General features: G+C 45.7%; 14 protein-coding genes. 9 read left to right on the plus strand and 5 right to left on the minus strand.

Annotation, left to right across the window (positions count from 1 at the left end; genetic code table 11):
- Nucleotides 1–37: 37 nt before the first annotated feature.
- Complete coding sequence (locus MHN09_RS09715) at nt 38–850, minus strand: TIGR04211 family SH3 domain-containing protein (RefSeq protein WP_239240434.1); 813 nt, start codon at nt 848–850, stop codon at nt 38–40.
- On the opposite strand from MHN09_RS09715, the gene MHN09_RS09720 reads away from it, so the two are divergent.
- Together MHN09_RS09720 and MHN09_RS09725 are read left to right on the plus strand one after the other, a co-directional pair.
- Nucleotides 813–2,318, plus strand: a complete 1,506-nt coding sequence (locus MHN09_RS09720; protein WP_239240436.1) for a CYTH domain-containing protein — start codon at nt 813–815, stop codon at nt 2,316–2,318. The two genes, MHN09_RS09715 and MHN09_RS09720, sit on opposite strands and share 38 nt — an antisense overlap.
- 76 nt (nt 2,319–2,394) lie before the next feature.
- A complete protein-coding gene (locus MHN09_RS09725) occupies nt 2,395–3,474 on the plus strand; it encodes a DNA mismatch repair protein (RefSeq protein ID WP_187446519.1) in 1,080 nt (359 codons plus the stop codon).
- A gap of 31 nt (nt 3,475–3,505) precedes the next feature.
- Here the strand turns inward: MHN09_RS09725 and mutH are convergent, their stop codons facing one another.
- Nucleotides 3,506–4,183: a DNA mismatch repair endonuclease MutH gene (gene mutH / locus MHN09_RS09730; RefSeq protein ID WP_039224444.1), complete on the minus strand. Its 678-nt coding sequence runs from the start codon at nt 4,181–4,183 to the stop codon at nt 3,506–3,508.
- A 113-nt stretch (nt 4,184–4,296) separates the two neighbouring features.
- Between mutH and rppH the strand changes: the two genes are divergently transcribed.
- The 7 genes from rppH to MHN09_RS09765 all read left to right on the plus strand — a co-directional run bounded on the left by rppH (nt 4,297) and on the right by MHN09_RS09765 (nt 11,789).
- Complete coding sequence (gene rppH / locus MHN09_RS09735) at nt 4,297–4,839, plus strand: RNA pyrophosphohydrolase (protein ID WP_239240439.1); 543 nt, start codon at nt 4,297–4,299, stop codon at nt 4,837–4,839.
- 123 nt (nt 4,840–4,962) lie between these two features.
- Nucleotides 4,963–7,254, plus strand: coding sequence for a phosphoenolpyruvate--protein phosphotransferase (ptsP, locus tag MHN09_RS09740; protein ID WP_039224899.1), 2,292 nt, complete (start codon nt 4,963–4,965; stop codon nt 7,252–7,254).
- A 3-nt stretch (nt 7,255–7,257) separates the two neighbouring features.
- Nucleotides 7,258–8,064 (plus strand): sulfite exporter TauE/SafE family protein, encoded by an 807-nt coding sequence (locus tag MHN09_RS09745; RefSeq protein ID WP_014975612.1) that lies wholly within the window; start codon nt 7,258–7,260, stop codon nt 8,062–8,064.
- A gap of 4 nt (nt 8,065–8,068) precedes the next feature.
- Nucleotides 8,069–8,881 carry a prolipoprotein diacylglyceryl transferase gene (gene lgt, locus MHN09_RS09750; RefSeq protein WP_014978255.1) on the plus strand — a complete coding sequence of 271 codons (813 nt, stop codon included), beginning with the start codon at nt 8,069–8,071 and terminating at the stop codon, nt 8,879–8,881.
- An 8-nt stretch (nt 8,882–8,889) separates the two neighbouring features.
- The gene (locus MHN09_RS09755; RefSeq protein ID WP_014948183.1) at nt 8,890–9,723 is read left to right on the plus strand and encodes a thymidylate synthase; all 834 of its coding nucleotides are present in this window, start codon (nt 8,890–8,892) and stop codon (nt 9,721–9,723) included.
- A gap of 9 nt (nt 9,724–9,732) precedes the next feature.
- Nucleotides 9,733–10,803, plus strand: coding sequence for a response regulator (locus MHN09_RS09760; RefSeq protein WP_039224447.1), 1,071 nt, complete (start codon nt 9,733–9,735; stop codon nt 10,801–10,803).
- Nucleotides 10,800–11,789, plus strand: coding sequence for a sensor domain-containing diguanylate cyclase (locus MHN09_RS09765; protein ID WP_014978257.1), 990 nt, complete (start codon nt 10,800–10,802; stop codon nt 11,787–11,789). The genes MHN09_RS09760 and MHN09_RS09765 overlap by 4 nt, the downstream gene beginning before the upstream one ends.
- Here MHN09_RS09765 and MHN09_RS09770 read toward each other — a convergent pair.
- The 3 genes from MHN09_RS09770 to MHN09_RS09780 form a co-directional block, all read right to left on the minus strand.
- Nucleotides 11,784–13,970, minus strand: coding sequence for a response regulator (locus MHN09_RS09770; RefSeq protein WP_239240441.1), 2,187 nt, complete (start codon nt 13,968–13,970; stop codon nt 11,784–11,786). The genes MHN09_RS09765 and MHN09_RS09770 overlap by 6 nt on opposite strands.
- Before the next feature lie 85 nt (nt 13,971–14,055).
- Nucleotides 14,056–15,402 carry an MFS transporter gene (locus tag MHN09_RS09775; protein WP_171337546.1) on the minus strand — a complete coding sequence of 449 codons (1,347 nt, stop codon included), beginning with the start codon at nt 15,400–15,402 and terminating at the stop codon, nt 14,056–14,058.
- Nucleotides 15,403–15,445: 43 nt separating this feature from the next.
- Complete coding sequence (locus tag MHN09_RS09780) at nt 15,446–15,769, minus strand: hypothetical protein (RefSeq protein WP_014948188.1); 324 nt, start codon at nt 15,767–15,769, stop codon at nt 15,446–15,448.
- Between the last annotated feature and the right edge of the window lie 105 nt (nt 15,770–15,874).

Genomic DNA, 15,874 nt, shown 5'->3' on the forward strand with positions numbered 1-15,874 from the left:
TTTTTTCGTTTTTTAGCGTCCAGCTATAAAACCTACACTACATCCACTCGCTGCTTCTGCGTTTGCGCTTGGGAAGGTAAGTCAGCATTACGCCCAGTAATATACCCACACCGGCTACCATACCACCGCGTGTAAACCAGGTAACCAGCTCATCTTTATTCGCGCTTTCAACCTTAGCCGTTAAACGAATAATTTGAGACGCTTGCTCGTCGTTTGTGGTGGAAAGTTTAGACACCTTTTGGCGAGCATCGTTAAGCTGCTGACGAAGTTTGGCATTTTCTGATTGTGCAGCTTGAAGTCCACTTTGGCTCTCAGCTAGCTTCTCACTTATGATTGGCAATTGCTCGGCTTGCGACATGGTATTAGACACAAACTTACTTTCAACCCAGCCTTTACGTCCTTCATCGTCGGTAATTTGGGTAAATTCAGCATCATTGTCGCGGGAGAGCACAGTAATAGGTGTGCCCGCCTCAATTGAACCTAGAATGCGGTAGTTACGACCAGGTCCAGTATGCATAAAGATAAACAAGTCATCTCTTATGTAATGCGAAGAAGACGCTTCTAAATCAGCGGTATCTTGTAGCGAAAATGCTTGAAAAGAGCATGCAATAAGGGCTGCTGCTAACCACTTTCGAATCATATGAAGTCCAATTTTAGAATTTAAAACGTGAAGATGGTATTGGTTGACCGCGATAAAGGCAAGTTTGTTCCACTTTTGTCTAATTAAAGCATCTTGTTTCATGGCGCCAGCATTGCGAAAAGTAAGCGACAAAGGTAAGGTGTCAGCATCATAAGCTGTGCCTAGCGCAACCATGTCAGAAATAGAATTAAAATTTGTAACGGGTGACAACGCCCACCATGCGTTTACTCAACGTGTACTTCCTCTTTTCGAAAAAAACAGTATTCAGGTTAACTCTCATCGTGAAATGCGCCTTGAAAACGACTATTACGATACCGATAAGCTCGATTTTCAAAACAATAAAATGGGCTTTCGTGTTCGAGGTAACAATGGTGAATACGAACAGACGCTAAAGACTAACGGCGTGGTCAGCGGTGGTCTGCACAAACGCATGGAATACAATGTGAGCCTTGATAATTCAAGGCCCGACCTTACGCTATTTGAAGCCAGCGCTTGGCCCCAGGATTGGGATGTGGCAGCAAAAAACACGCGGCTATCTAAACAGTTTAGCACTCACTTTACTCGCAATGCCTATGTGGCTAGTGTGGGTGAAAGTGTGGTTGAGATTGTGCTGGACTGTGGTGAAGCAAGTACAGAAAAAGCCAGTTCCCCAATCAACGAAATAGAGCTTGAGTTGATGTCAGGTGATATCAACAGTTTGTTTACGTTGGCGGTGCTAATAAACGACAACATGCCGGTACGCCTCAGTGATGTATCAAAAGCGGCGCAGGGATATCAATTACTTCACGGCTTTAACGCTAAAGTTCGACACCTGCCAGATTTCCTTGCGCTTGAAGACACAACCACCACGGAAGAAGCATTTAGCCACGCGGTTCAAACTGCATTGGCGCATTGGCAGCACCACGAGCATGTATTTTGCGAAAGTGGTTCAATAAAAATGCTCGCGGAAGTCGCCAAGAGTGTACGCTTGTTACTTCAAAGTGTATCGCTTTACTTGCCGGTTCTGCAGTGCCCTGAGCTACTAGCCCTGCATAAAAAACTGGTCACCCATGCGCAAAAGTGGGGTTGGCAAGACGACTTACAAAGTTTGCGTTACTTGCTCTCTAAAAAGAGCATGTTTAACAAAACACTCAGCAAACATCCTGCAGTAGTAAGCTATTTGCAAGGACGACAAACAGGCTTAATGCAGGCTCATGAGCCTGAAAAGCTGTTTTTCGACAACGATGCCACAGACATTAAGCTACACGCCATAAGTCTTATCCAGAATAAGCCGTGGCAAAAAGTCGCAACGGGTTTTGACCATCCGGTGCTTGATCATGCAAAAGGTTGGCTGTCGCAAGGTTGGCAAACTGTACAGCAAAGCATGCCGCTAAATAAAACCATGGGGCCTGCCAATTACAGCGCTGTAGAAGTGATGCTTAGGCAGACATTATGGAGTGGGTTTCTGCTGGGTGACTTGTTTGTAGAAGAGCGGGGTAATTTTCGCGCGCCGTGGTTAGATTTGCTCACTGGTATTGATGAGCTGAATGCGCTGCTTATGTTAAAGCAGTCAATAGACGACGCCGAAGTAGACTCTCATGACGAGGTGCGAAAATGGACGTCAGAAAAGCTCAGTACATTAATTCGTATTATGGAACGAACTCGCACAGTGGCTATGCAACGTGACGTTTACTGGTAATTGTTTTCTATGTATATGTGGTTACTGTAAACATGCACGGTAAAGGCAACTCGAATCTCAAGGATGGAGGGCGCTGATGACCTCAGCCATAAATGACTATTTCCTTTACGCACTGCTTGGCATTTATGCCATTGGCTTTGTGCGTCTGTTCGTTCAAAAAGTCAATTTACGTAGTGGACGCTGGCTAACGGCAGCGTTTTTGTGCTGGCCTGTGTTTATGCTGGATGAGTGGCTTCGTATGGCAAATGCCACAGGGTTGGCTAGTATCTACGGGTTATCAGAAGTATTTGCTGTAATCGCGATTACGTGTTGTTACCGCGCAATAAAACCCATGCTGTTAGCTTACCCTACGGCACGAAAGCGGCTGTGGTGGCCTGTCGTGATGACCGGCGTTTTTCAGTGCGCCATTCTCCTAATACCCGTAGACGATAAGCAGCAATGGCTCTCATCGTCTCCTCATGGTCAGCCTCTGCTATTGTGGCCTGCCTATATTGCATCACTGTTAACGGGGTTTAGCGTGTTGCTCATAGGTATTCTTATTACCGAGCATATTCAAATGTACCATAGGCACTTACCAGAGCAGGCGGTGGATATAAAAAACCTGAAAATGCCTAGGCTTGCCGGAGTAATGGGGAGCTTGGTTGGCGTTGCGTTTATGAGTATTTTACTTGTGACGGCCGCAACATTCGGCTTCTTCCCTGTTCCTTTTTGGGAAGGATTTCATCATCTGATGATTGGAACGGCAATTCTAGTTGTACTGTTTTCACTAACCTTTATACGACGGACGTCCCCGTCGCCACTCGATTACGAACGCTTAGATGAAGGCAAAGCAACGCCTTATGAAATTAGCAGTATTATTTCTAAAGCAGAACGCTACACCATAGAGTCAAAGGCGTACAAGGTTCGCTTCCTTACCCTCAGTGAGTTTTGTAAAGGGGCAGATATCGACCCCACCTCGCTCGCATTGGCCTTGCAACTTACCGAAAAGAAAAACTTTAGGCGTTTCATTTTCCACTACCGCTTAGAGTACGCCAAGAATGTACTGCTGCGCAGCGACGCTAAACTTGAAGCCGTGGCAAAACGCATGGGGATAAATTCAGAAAAGTTTTTGAGTGAATATTTGGTTAAACACCTAAACTCCACGCCGCTAAGATAACAAGAGTATTGTGCTAGGCGTTGAGTTCGCGTTAGCCACCAAATGCATTTATCAATATTTGATGGGTGAAGGTTTTACGTAAATAAAAGCCGCGAGGACGGGTTTTAATACGCTGACCTTCTGGCCCCAACGCGTCGGTGAGCACTTTCCCGTTTGCTGCCTTAGGACGAATGTGTAAGGCCTCGCCTTGACGAGAGGTGATCGACTCGACCTGTCCAGTTGCAATTTGCTCGACCAGTTCCTCCCAATCGTGTCTCAATACCGCATCTTCGTGTTCATTCGGTCGCCAGTAGAAGCCTGTTGCTACCCGCCTATGGGCCAGCGGAATAGCTCTGTCACCTTCAATAGGTAGCCACAATACCTGCTGTAGTTTGTTGCGCACGTTAGACGTTTCCCATGTAATGCCGGGCGTCATCAAAAGCGGGGCAAAACAAACGTAGGTGGTTTCTAAGGGGGAAAAATGGGCGTCAATGGGAATGGTTTTAAGTTCGATACCAAGTTCAGGAAAGTCCTGTTGAGGCTTCGAACCTGCACTCGCGCCCAGCCACTTCTCTATCAGCATGCCTGGCCACCCCTTGTGACGTTGTAAATTGGCCGGAATGGCTACATTTGCCATGTCCGCAAGCTCTCCAAGCGTCAAGCCTGCTATCGCATGACAACGGGCTAAAAGGCTATCTGGAGATGACGGGGGAGACGCTGGAGGCTGCATAAATATGGCTAATTTCCTGTTTGAAAAGCGGGTACGAATATTAAGACTATGATTGGAGCATAGTTTGTGGAAGAATGAAAACATATAACAGTATAGTGTGCCCGGGAGTCTATGTGATAGATGCCGATGGATTCCGTGCGAATGTGGGCATAGTGATTTGCAACAAAATGGGTCAAGTATTTTGGGCAAGACGTTATGGTCAACATTCATGGCAGTTCCCTCAAGGCGGAATTGATGAAGGGGAATCTGCTGAACAAGCTATGTACCGCGAGCTTCACGAAGAAGTAGGGCTGACACCGAAAGATGTCACTATTTTAAGTGTTACCCGTAACTGGCTTAGATATAAGCTGCCGAAGCGATTAATTCGACAAGGCAGCAACCCTGTTTGTATAGGACAAAAACAAAAATGGTTCTTGTTGCAGCTCGATTGTAACGAGCGAGACGTTAATGTACTTAAAACAGGTCATCCTGAATTCGATGACTGGAGGTGGGTAAGTTACTGGTATCCAATAAGAAACGTTGTATCGTTTAAGCGCGATGTATACAGACGAGTAATGAAAGAGTTCTCGCCTGTAGTTTTGTCTGCGCAGCATCGGCCTCAACAGCGCCAAAACGCAGCGCCACATAAACGTGGCAAGAAACGCAGGCGTGGATAAGCGTATGCGAAGTTCAGGTACGCAAGAAAGAGGTGTGCAATATTGCGGTGTGCGGAGTAAGCAGCGAGTAAACTGCGAGTAAAAAAGGAAAAACCGGTGAGCCATCAGAGCCAGCAAGGAACAATGTTAACCACGTTAAAGCGTATCGTGCAGGAAATGAATCAAATTCCTGCTCTCGATACGGCGTTGTTTAGGCTAGCCTCACGGGTTAAACAGACCCTAGATGTCGATTCATGCTCTATTTACCTTGCCGATTACGACACCCAAGAATTTATCCTTAAAGCCACTGACGGACTACATCCCGATGCAGTCGAGCAGGTACGCATTGGCTTCTCAGAAGGGCTTATCGGGCTGGTAGGTCAGCGGGAAGAGCCCCTTAATATCGTTAATGCTCATAGCCATCCTCGATTCAAACATTACCCCGAAGTTCAGGAAGAAAACTATAACGCCTTTTTAGGTACGCCTATTATCAACCAACGGCGTGTGCTTGGTGTTATTACCCTTCAGCAATCACAAATGCGCCGCTTCAGTGAAGACGAAGAAGCATTCTTAGTCACCCTTGCTGCGCAGCTCGCGTTAGAAATAACCAATGCTGATATTCGCGGGGCTTTGACGCTGTCAAATTCAAACGACAATACTGCGCGGCAAAAAAATGTGCGTGGTATTGCGGGTTCTCCAGGCCTTGCTATTGGCAAGGGAGTGTCTCCAGACAAATCTATTAACCTTAAAAACTGGGTCGTAAAGCGCACGCAATCTCCTCAAGATCAAATTCAACTCTATCGCAAAGGGGTTGAAGTTACGCGAGGTCATGTCGATGCGTTATCGAAGCGGTTAGATGACGGCATTCCCGACGATGTTAAATCCATTTTTCAGCTATATCATCATCTGCTAGATGCCAACAGCCTTGGGCGGGAAGTAGAAGAAAAAATTCGCCAAGGTTGGGATGCGGCGTCTTCATTAAAAATGGTTGTAGAAAGCTATGCCGCACGCTTTCAAGCAATGGACGACCCTTACATGCAAGAGCGTGCCATTGATATTGTCGATTTATCCGACCGTATTCTTGCCAACATTTTGTATGAAGCGAATGGCAAAAAGGTTACTGAAAAAACGATAACCGAAGCCAGTATTCTCGTAGCTGATGAAGTCTCAGCGCCTATGCTTGCCGAATTTCCAAGAGGTAAGCTAAAAGGCATTATTTCTATTCGCGGTTCAAATAACTCTCACGCGGCAATATTGGCTAGAGCCATGGGCGTGCCTGCAGTGATGGGCTGTCAAAACGTCACGCCAGCACTACTCGAAGACAAAGAGATTTTGCTTGATGGGTATTCAGGCGAGGTCATTGTATCGCCTGAACGTAACATCAAGTCTGAATTTATACAGCTCATTGAAGAAGAGTCGGCCATCGCAGAGAAAATTGACGCCGAGGCTGATAAACCTTGCGAAAGTGTTGATGGCTGTAGAATGTCTCTTTATATCAATGCTGGCCTTTCAGCTGAAGTCGAGCTAAACGCTGAACAAATTGGCGCGGGTGTAGGGCTTTATCGCACCGAGATCCCCTTTATGTTACGCGAGCGTTTTCCTTCAGAACAAGAGCAAGTAAAGCTGTACCGCCAAGTGCTTGAGGCCGCGCCTTCATTGCCTATCACTATGCGTACTCTCGACGTAGGAGGCGATAAGCCACTACCGTACTTCCCCATTAATGAAGAAAACCCATTTTTGGGGTGGCGAGGCATCCGCCTAACCCTTGATCATCCAGAAATTTTCTTGGTTCAGGTTCGTGCCATGCTGCGTGCAAGTGTAGGCCTAAGCAATTTGCAAATTATGCTGCCTATGATCTCCACCGTATCTGAAGTGCAGGAGTCTAAGCGGCTAATTAATCAGGCATATTATGAAATTTGTGATGAGATTGCAGAGTCAGGACAAACGTTAACCAAGCCTAAGTTAGGTATTATGCTAGAAGTCCCGTCGGTACTTTATCAGCTACCTCAATTAGCAAAGCACGTGGATTTCTTTTCGGTAGGCAGTAACGACCTGACCCAATATCTGCTCGCGGTGGATAGAAACAATACGCGGGTGGCAGGGCTCTACAACAGCTATCATCCTGCGGTATTAGGGGCGCTTTACGACGTGGTTCAAAAAGCCAATCAAAATCAAGTGCCCGTGACTATCTGCGGTGAAATTGCAGGTGAGCCAGCTGGAGCATTACTGCTAATGGGAATGGGTTATCGCCGCCTAAGTATGAACGGCTTTAACTTAAGAAAAATAAACTGGCTTATTAGAAAAGTCACGCTGGATGAATGTAAGCAGTTACTGTCATTGGCGCTCACCTCTGTTAGCCAAGAAGAAGTTTTTGTGCACTTGAATCAATATCTTGAAACCAAGGGCCTGGGAGGCCTTATCCGAGCAGGTGCTTAAGGAATGGATCCATTAGTTGTAATAGTTCTTAGCTGCCTTATTTTAGGTTCTGTGGTAGGTGTTCTGGCGGGTATGCTGGGCATTGGCGGTGGGCTTATCATCGTTCCTGTGTTGTCGTATTTGCTTATACATTTCATGGGAATGACCACTGAAACCGTAATGCCTGTCGCTATCGCTACCTCATTATCTACCATCATATTCACAGGAATGTCGTCGGCCTTCGCGCATTACAAACTGGGTAATATTCAAAGGCATGTTGTGCTTTACACAGGCTTAGGTATTGCTTTTGGCGCATTTGCCGGAGCTCAGGTAGCAAGCCATATTTCTGGTGAACTGCTTAAAGATGTGTTTGCGGTGCTGGTTATTTTAATTGCGATGCAGATGATATTTGGTAAGCAAAAAGCCTCAGAAAATGACGCATCAAAAGGTACGCTTGCGACTGTTGGTGGTGGAGCTGGCTTACTAAGTGCACTTATGGGTATTGGTGGCGGTGCATTATTGGTACCTGCGCTGGTATGGTTTCGTGTTAATGTACGCGCGGCAATTGGCTGTGCTGCCTTTTGCGGACTTATTATTGCCGTTTTTGGTACCACGAGCTTTATCGTGGCCGGTTACAATGCGATAGATGTACCAGAACATAGTTTAGGTTATGTGTATTTACCGGCAACAGCTGGTATTGTTGCCACCTCTATGTTTACCGCAAACATAGGTGCAAAGCTTGGGCAGCGAGTAAATGTTCGTGTGTTAAAAGCGATGTTGGCGTGCTTACTCGTGTTGGTGAGCATTAGAATGATTTTAGGAATTGAATAAAGTAATGGAACAGAGCAGTTATCTGGTATTTCCCAGTATCGACCCCGTTATCTTCAGTGTCGGTCCGTTAAGTGTCCGCTGGTACGGCCTTATGTATTTGGTGGGCTTTATCGCCGCTTACCTATTGGCACAAAAGCGTCTTTCACAAACCAACTGGAGCCGTGAGCAATTAAGCGATCTGCTTTTCTGGAGCTTCGTAGGCGTAATATTAGGCGGACGAATAGGCTATGTGCTTTTCTACCAGTTTGGTATGTTCCTCGACGATCCCTTGTACTTATTCAAAATTTGGGCTGGTGGAATGTCCTTCCACGGCGGGCTTTTAGGGGTGCTAACAGCCTTATTCTGGCGCGCCAAGTGTATGAACACGACCTTCCTTCGACTAGGCGACTTTGTTGCCCCGTTAGTACCCATTGGCTTGGGTGCCGGACGCATAGGTAACTTCTTAAACGCTGAACTTTGGGGGCGTAGCACCGATGTGCCTTGGGCGGTCATTTTCCCTAACGCGGGTAATATCCCTCGTCATCCATCACAGCTTTACGAGTTTGCGCTTGAAGGCGTACTACTCTTTATTATCCTATGGCTATATTCTGCCAAAAAGCGTCCAGTAGGGGCGGTCAGCGGCTTGTTCTTACTTGGTTACGGCACCTTCCGGTTTATCGTTGAATACTTCAGAGAGCCCGACGCACATATTGGCTTATATCAAATGGGACTAAGCCAAGGGCAACTTCTTTGTTTACCTATGATAGCTTTAGGAATAGGATTAATAGTCCGTGCTTACATGCGCGGAAAAGACCATGTTGAACAGCAAAAAATATAAGAATAACGATGAAAGAATATCTCGCTCTAATGCGCCATGTACGTGATACGGGTGTGAAAAAGGAAGATCGAACTGGTACAGGTACGTTAAGTGTATTCGGCTATCAGATGCGTTTTAATCTACAGGAAGGTTTCCCCTTGGTGACAACAAAGAAGTGTCACCTTAAATCCATTATTCACGAACTACTTTGGTTTCTTAAAGGCGAGACGAACATCGCTTATTTGAAAGAGCACGGTGTGAGTATTTGGGATGAGTGGGCTACCGAAGAAGGCGAGCTTGGTCCGGTTTATGGACATCAGTGGCGCAGTTGGGATCGCGGTGATGGCACATCGGTAGACCAGATTGCCGAAGTGGTTGAGCAAATCAAAAACAATCCAGATTCTCGTCGACTTATCGTTAGCGGCTGGAACCCTGCAGTGCTCCCTGATACCAATTATTCTCCTAAAGAAAATGCAGCGATGGGCAAACAAGCATTGCCACCTTGCCATACACTTTTCCAATTTTATGTATTAGACGGTAAGCTTAGCTGCCAGCTTTACCAGCGAAGCGGCGATATTTTCTTGGGCGTTCCGTTCAATATCGCAAGTTATGCTTTACTGACCATGATGATGGCGCAAGTGTGTGATTTAGAGCCCGGCGATTTTATTCATACGCTAGGCGATGCGCATTTGTATTCAAATCATCTTGAACAGGTAGAGTTGCAGCTAAGTCGTGAGCCTTTCGAGCGCCCAACTATGGAAATTAATCCTGAGGTGAAAGATATCTTCGGGTTTTCCTTCGACGACTTTACGCTTAAAAATTACCAGTCACACCCACACATTAAAGCCCCTGTTGCCATATAAGGAGTTACCATGAGTACTCCTATATTGATATGCGACGACTCAGGTTTCGCAAGGCGCCAGATGGCGCGCAGTTTACCTGATGGGTGGGACGTGGATATTTCGTTTGCTGAGAATGGTGAGCAAGCCCTCGCGCTTGTTCGCGAAGGCAAAGGCGATGTGGTGTTTCTCGACTTAAACATGCCGGTAATGGACGGTTATCAAACCATGGAAGCCATTCGCCAACAGGATCTTCCTTGCTTGGTGGTTGTCGTTTCCGGTGATGTACAAGCGCAAGCGCGAGAAAAAATGCTCGCTCTTGGTGCCCTGGATTTCATAAGAAAGCCAATTGATAACGAAAAACTCAGCCACATCCTAGCCTCTTACGGGATTTACAGTGGCGAGACGCATTCTTCTGGCGCGAGCTTACAAAAAGCGCAAGACGATAGCGACTCAAATGCCGTTTTAGCCAAGCGCCAGATGAGTAAAGAAGATCAATTAGACGCATGCCGTGAAATGGTCAATATTGCCATGGGGCGTGCGGGTGAGAATCTTGCTCAACTGCTAGGCGAGTTTATTGATTTGCCTATCCCAAACGTCAACTTAATTGAAAGCAACGAACTGTCTATGGCGGTTGCGGAAATTAACCGTAACGACAGCGTGTCGGCAGTTTCAAAAGGCTTTATTAGTGAAGGTATAAGCGGCGAAGCGCTGGTTATTTTTAACGACACAAACTCTCAAAACATCGTTGAACTATTAAAGTATCCGCCGTCGGCTTCCTCCGACAAACTAGCGCTAGAAGCACTAATGGATGTTTCCAATATTCTTATCGGGGCCTGTTTAAACGGTTTGTCAGAGCAGTTAAATGTCGCCTTTAGCCACACGCATCCGGTGTTACTGGGGCAGCACCAAGGACTATCAACGCTTTTAAGTGATAACGTGCAGCGTTGGGGCAAGCTCATGGCTATCGAAATAGGTTATGCCATTAAGGCCAGAGATATTTCCTTTGACCTGCTGTTGCTATTTCCTGGTGATGCCATGAACCATATCTATTCTCGGCTGCTCGATGATGACGCTGTGACACAAGACAAGGAAAGTCTATGAATGCATCTACAGACGCACTTTCCACCGGTGCTTTAGTTAATTCTTCTCAAGTACCCGCAGAGCTTCTCGATTCCATTGAAGTGGGCATAGCAGTGCTAGACCGCAACTTCAAGGTTCAAGTGTGGAACAAGTTTCTTGAAAACCACGGTGCAAAGAAAGCGGAAGCAATCATTGGGCACAGTCTTTTTTCTCATTTCCCGGAAATAGAAGAAAAATGGCTGAGAACCAAAGTTGACCCTGTGTTCAATTTGAAGAGCCCGGTGTTTATTATTTGGGAGCAGCGTCCTTACTTGTTTAAGTTTGGTTGTAATCGCCCTGTAACCAGCGCTGCAGAGTTCATGTACCAAAATGTGACCATGTTCCCTATTGTTGATAAGCGCGGCAACGTAGAGCGGTTTTGTATGCTTGTTTACGATGTCACTGAGCAGGCGCTCGGTAAGCGTGGAATGGAGCATCTTAACGAAGAGTTGAAAACTGCGAGCCGCGTGGACGGTCTAACTGGGCTATATAATCGTCGCTACTGGCAGGAACGCTTTGATGAGATGCACAAACTTTGTGTGCGCCGAGAAAAGCCAAGTACTGCGCTTATGCTCGATATCGACCATTTCAAACGCATTAACGATACTTATGGTCATCAGGCAGGGGATAAGGTGATTAAGATGTTAGCAGCGCTGATTAAGCGCTGTGTGCGGGAAACCGACCTTGCAGGGCGCTACGGCGGCGAGGAATTTGCCATTATTCTGAATGACTCTTCGGTTGAAGATGCCAAGATAGTGGCCGAACGTATCCGACAATTAGCACAGCGTTTAGTGGTAGAACACGAAGGTGAGTCAATAAGTTTCACTGTTAGTTTAGGCCTTGCACAATTCTCTCCTGACTTTAAAGGAGCGATGGCATGGCTTGAGTGTGCCGATCAGGCGCTTTATGAAGCAAAAGAAAACGGCCGAAATCAATATCGCATTTATGCAGCGCCTGGCGCGTTATAGTGCTAGGCGTAGGGTGTTTTTGAGCTCTTGAAAGGTGACAGGCTTCACTAAGTGGTATCGAATACCTGCCTGCAGCGACGCTTCTTTATCGCTTCTGTGGGCATTGGCCGTAAGGGCGATGATTGGAAGGTCAGGGTGACCTTCTTTCATTATTTTAGCGACTTCCAAGCCATTGATATCTGGTAAGTTGATATCCAGCAGTACACAGTCAAACGCATTTTCACTCACTCTAATAATAGCGTCGTCACCGGTGTAACTCACGGTAACTTCGTGACCCATACATTGCAGCATATACCCCACCATTTCTGCATTAATGGGCTCGTCTTCTACCAGTAACACGTTGGCCTTTTTCGTTGTTTCAACAACTCTTGCGTTACTTGCTGTGAGGTGATGGAGCGCATCTACAAAGCGGTTTCTATCGATGGGTTTAACAAAACTTTGATAGATGGGCAGTTCACTGTTTGCAATAATGTTGGCAATATCTGGGGTTGCTGATAACACAATAACGGGCGGTACCCGTTCACCAAAAATTGCCTTAAGCGTCCTCACTAGTTCAAGACCATTCATGCCCGGCATATACAAATCGGCAATAATGCCTGAAAACTGGAGTATTTCTTCGTGCAGATTGAGCAAGTTCGCACCAGATGAAAACGTGCGTGCGCTAAAGCCCTCTTTGGTAATAATTGATTGTAAATGCAGCCTAGATATCTCTAAATCGTCAACTACGGCGAAGGTCGCATTAGACGGTGCTGAATTTGTAGCGGGAAGATCCTCAATAGGTTTCAGAGGCAGTAAAATTTTAAACTCTGTACCAACTCCAACTGTACTGGTTACCTGTAGTGCACCGCCCAGCTTATCAACGCTACGTTTAGCTACAGACAAGCCAATTCCTGCCCCCGGGAAGCGTTGGCCAGTTGAGTGTTCGCCGCGATAGAAGCGTTCAAACATGCGCTTTTGCGTCGCCTCATCAATTCCTATTCCAGTATCACTAATTATAATAACGAGAAAAATCCCTTGGTTTTTCACCAAGGTTGTAACGGTGACGTCGATCAGTCCATGAGCCGTAAATTTAACGGCGTTATCAAGAATGTTAACTACTACTTTAGAAAGGACGACAGGATCCGTTTCTGCGTAATGGGGCACACTGTGACTACAGTGCATATTAAATTCGATTTTTTTGTCTTTTACGCGTACAGAAAACGGCGAGATACATTCGTCGAGCAAGCTGATTAGGTCGACATCTGAAAAGTGCAAGTCGTCTTCAGTGTTATTGGTTAATACATCGGTAAGGTTGTTGGTAAGATTAAGAAGTCGATAGCTGGATTGTTCAGCCTGCTGAATTAGTCTGGTGCGCTCTTCTTCCATGTTAGGAATAAGTTCAAGAGCACTGATAATTGCACTTATTGGCGCTCTGAATTCATGACTAATCAGTTGCAAAAACTCTTTGTTTTGCAAATCTCTATCGTCATCCACAACGGCAAGTCTCAACTTCGATTTACCAAACTTTTTAGGCGACTTGTTTGCGTTACTTTTGTAAAAAAAACATGCAATAAAATACCAAAGTACAATGACGACTGCGCCCAAAATAGTAGTGAGAAGCATCTTATTGCGCAACGCCTGAATACGCAGTAACAACGCGTTTTCTTCCGCCTGCATGGCATTGACCATAGGCAGCAGGCTAAATTGCTGCTGAATACGTTGAGTTGCATCGTCTGTCGGCAACTCAATAAGAGTATAAAGTAAATCTAGTGTGGTTTGCGCGACCTGCCGTGCAGACGCGCTATTCAATCCTTCTTTTGCTATTGCAAAGTCCCTCTCGGATAAGACGGTGGGCGAGATAGCTTGACCTGCACTACTGCGAAGGTATTCTGATATACCTTGAACGGTGACCTGTAGCTCGCGCTTTAAAATAGTATAATTCGCGGGGCCAGAAAACGCGCTGCTCTCCACCTGAAACGTAAACTGATTGATACTAGACTCAGTGGCAAGAATATTGTCCTCTAAATAACTCTGCTGCTTTAAGGCTGCTATGAGAGCTTGTTGTTTGCTCATCAGCGCGATTAAAACCGCAATGACAACCATAGCGATCAACAGTGCTGTAACACTCACTTTTGAAAAAGTGAATGTCCGCGAAATTGATGATGATTTGCGCTGCGACTGGCCAGCCTGGTTTGAGCTCACGTTCATCCTTGCAAGTAATATGCGGTAGAGATACCTACCTTAAATGTAGGCAACTAACGCTAACTTGCAAGGAAGTAGAATAAAATTACGGTGACTCAACGCGCTTTATGTGGTGCCTAATTGAATACAAAAAGCAAAGGCTGGGAATTACCATGACTGCTGTGAGAATAAAGAACAAGCTCCAATTGCCTTCAAGACTATCTACAACAAAGCCGCTGCTAGAAGCGACCAAAGTTCTGCCTGCAACACTCAGGGAGGCCATGAGTGCGTATTGGGTTGCACTAAACGCCCGATTACACAATAGTGAGATAAACGCGACCATGGCAACGGTGCTCCAAGCCCCTGTAAAACCATCGACAATAACGGTTATGGCTAAAAGAGATGTGGAAGGGCCTGTTTGCGCGATCAGTGCAAATAATAAATTAGACGCGGCCATGGCCACACCCGCAATCATTAATCCGCGGTAAATACCGTAGCGAATGTTAACCAATCCACCTAACAGTGAAAACACGATGGTTACCCACCAGTTGAGCAATTTTGAGTAAGTAGCGATATCGCTATTAGAAAAGCCAATTTCTTTATAAAACACGATACTCATGCGGCCTAGAAAGGCTTCACCGATTTTAAATAGAAAGATAAACAGTAAAAACGACGCCGCTAATTTAACGCCATTTCGATTGAAAAATTCGGCGAATGGCGTGACCAGAGTAGTTTGTATCCAGTGAAAAACGGGAGACTGCTTTGTATCTTTGGCTGTTATCTTTTCAAGCAAGGCTTCGCGGTCAATTTGTGGCTCGTTCGCTAAATACGTGGCGCACATTAATAAAGCCATGAGAGCACCGAGTAAAAGATAAATGTTTGGCCAAGTCCAAGATGTCATGTCAGCCAAGAAGAACGGGATAGCACCAAGCCCGCCATAACCTGTCCACCAGCCAGCGGTGGCTACTGAAGACGCAGCTGACATGCCGTCTTTGTCGTCTTGGGCAATACAGTCAATGCGAAAACCATCGATGGCGATATCTTGCGTGGCTGAGGCAATAGCAATAAGCAAACCGACTAATGCAACATAAAACAAATCTTGGTCTGCAGTGAGTTGAGACATCACTAAACACAGCAAAACTACACAGCCTTGCATAGCGAAAATCCAACCTCGTCGTTGACCTAATAGTGGGGGCTTGATTTTGTCGACAAGCGGAGACCAGAGGAAATTAAAAGAGTATGTCGCGAAAATAATGCCGAATAAGCCGATGGCCGAGCGAGACAAACCTTCATCTTTGAGCCAAGCAGATAGCACTGAACCAATCATGATCCAAGGGAAGCCACTGGAAATGCCGAAAAGAAATATACTGAGGTATCGTTTGTCGTTAAACGTTTTTAAAGCGTTGAGCAAAACTGCGGCCTTAGGCAAGAATACAAAAGCATATTGAGCCATGAACCACAGTGAGAAGCAATAACGCGTTGAAGTGAAAGTTTTACTATGGACGAATGCCTACGCAGTCGAGTGGGCAATGACCCAAACCTTCAAGGAAATTCACGCAGTTATTTAGTTCATCTACAAGAAACTGGTCGTTAATTAGCTTATCTTCATTCCAATAATGCACTTGGTGAAGTAAATGCCAAAAAACTCGTTCTTTTTGTGTATAGGGCTGCGTTAAGGTGTAATCAATTTGCCCCCATTCTTCCATACTATCCCAAAAGAATAGCTCGATCTCCTCGATAGGAAGCTCTCCTTGCCAAAATGCTCTCAAATAGAAACACAGCTGCTTTGCTTTGTTATCTACGAAATCTTGAACACTCACAAGTAACTCAACCGTTTATGTTTGCTAAAAGTATTATAGTTCATAACAATCTTACTGCTTAGGACAGAGGCTTGCTATTTACACCATTAAATTTAGGTAATTGTT

Origin of the sequence: Alteromonas sp. MmMcT2-5 (assembly GCF_022348315.1) — a bacterium.
Classification (GTDB): Bacteria; Pseudomonadota; Gammaproteobacteria; order Enterobacterales; family Alteromonadaceae; genus Alteromonas; species Alteromonas macleodii.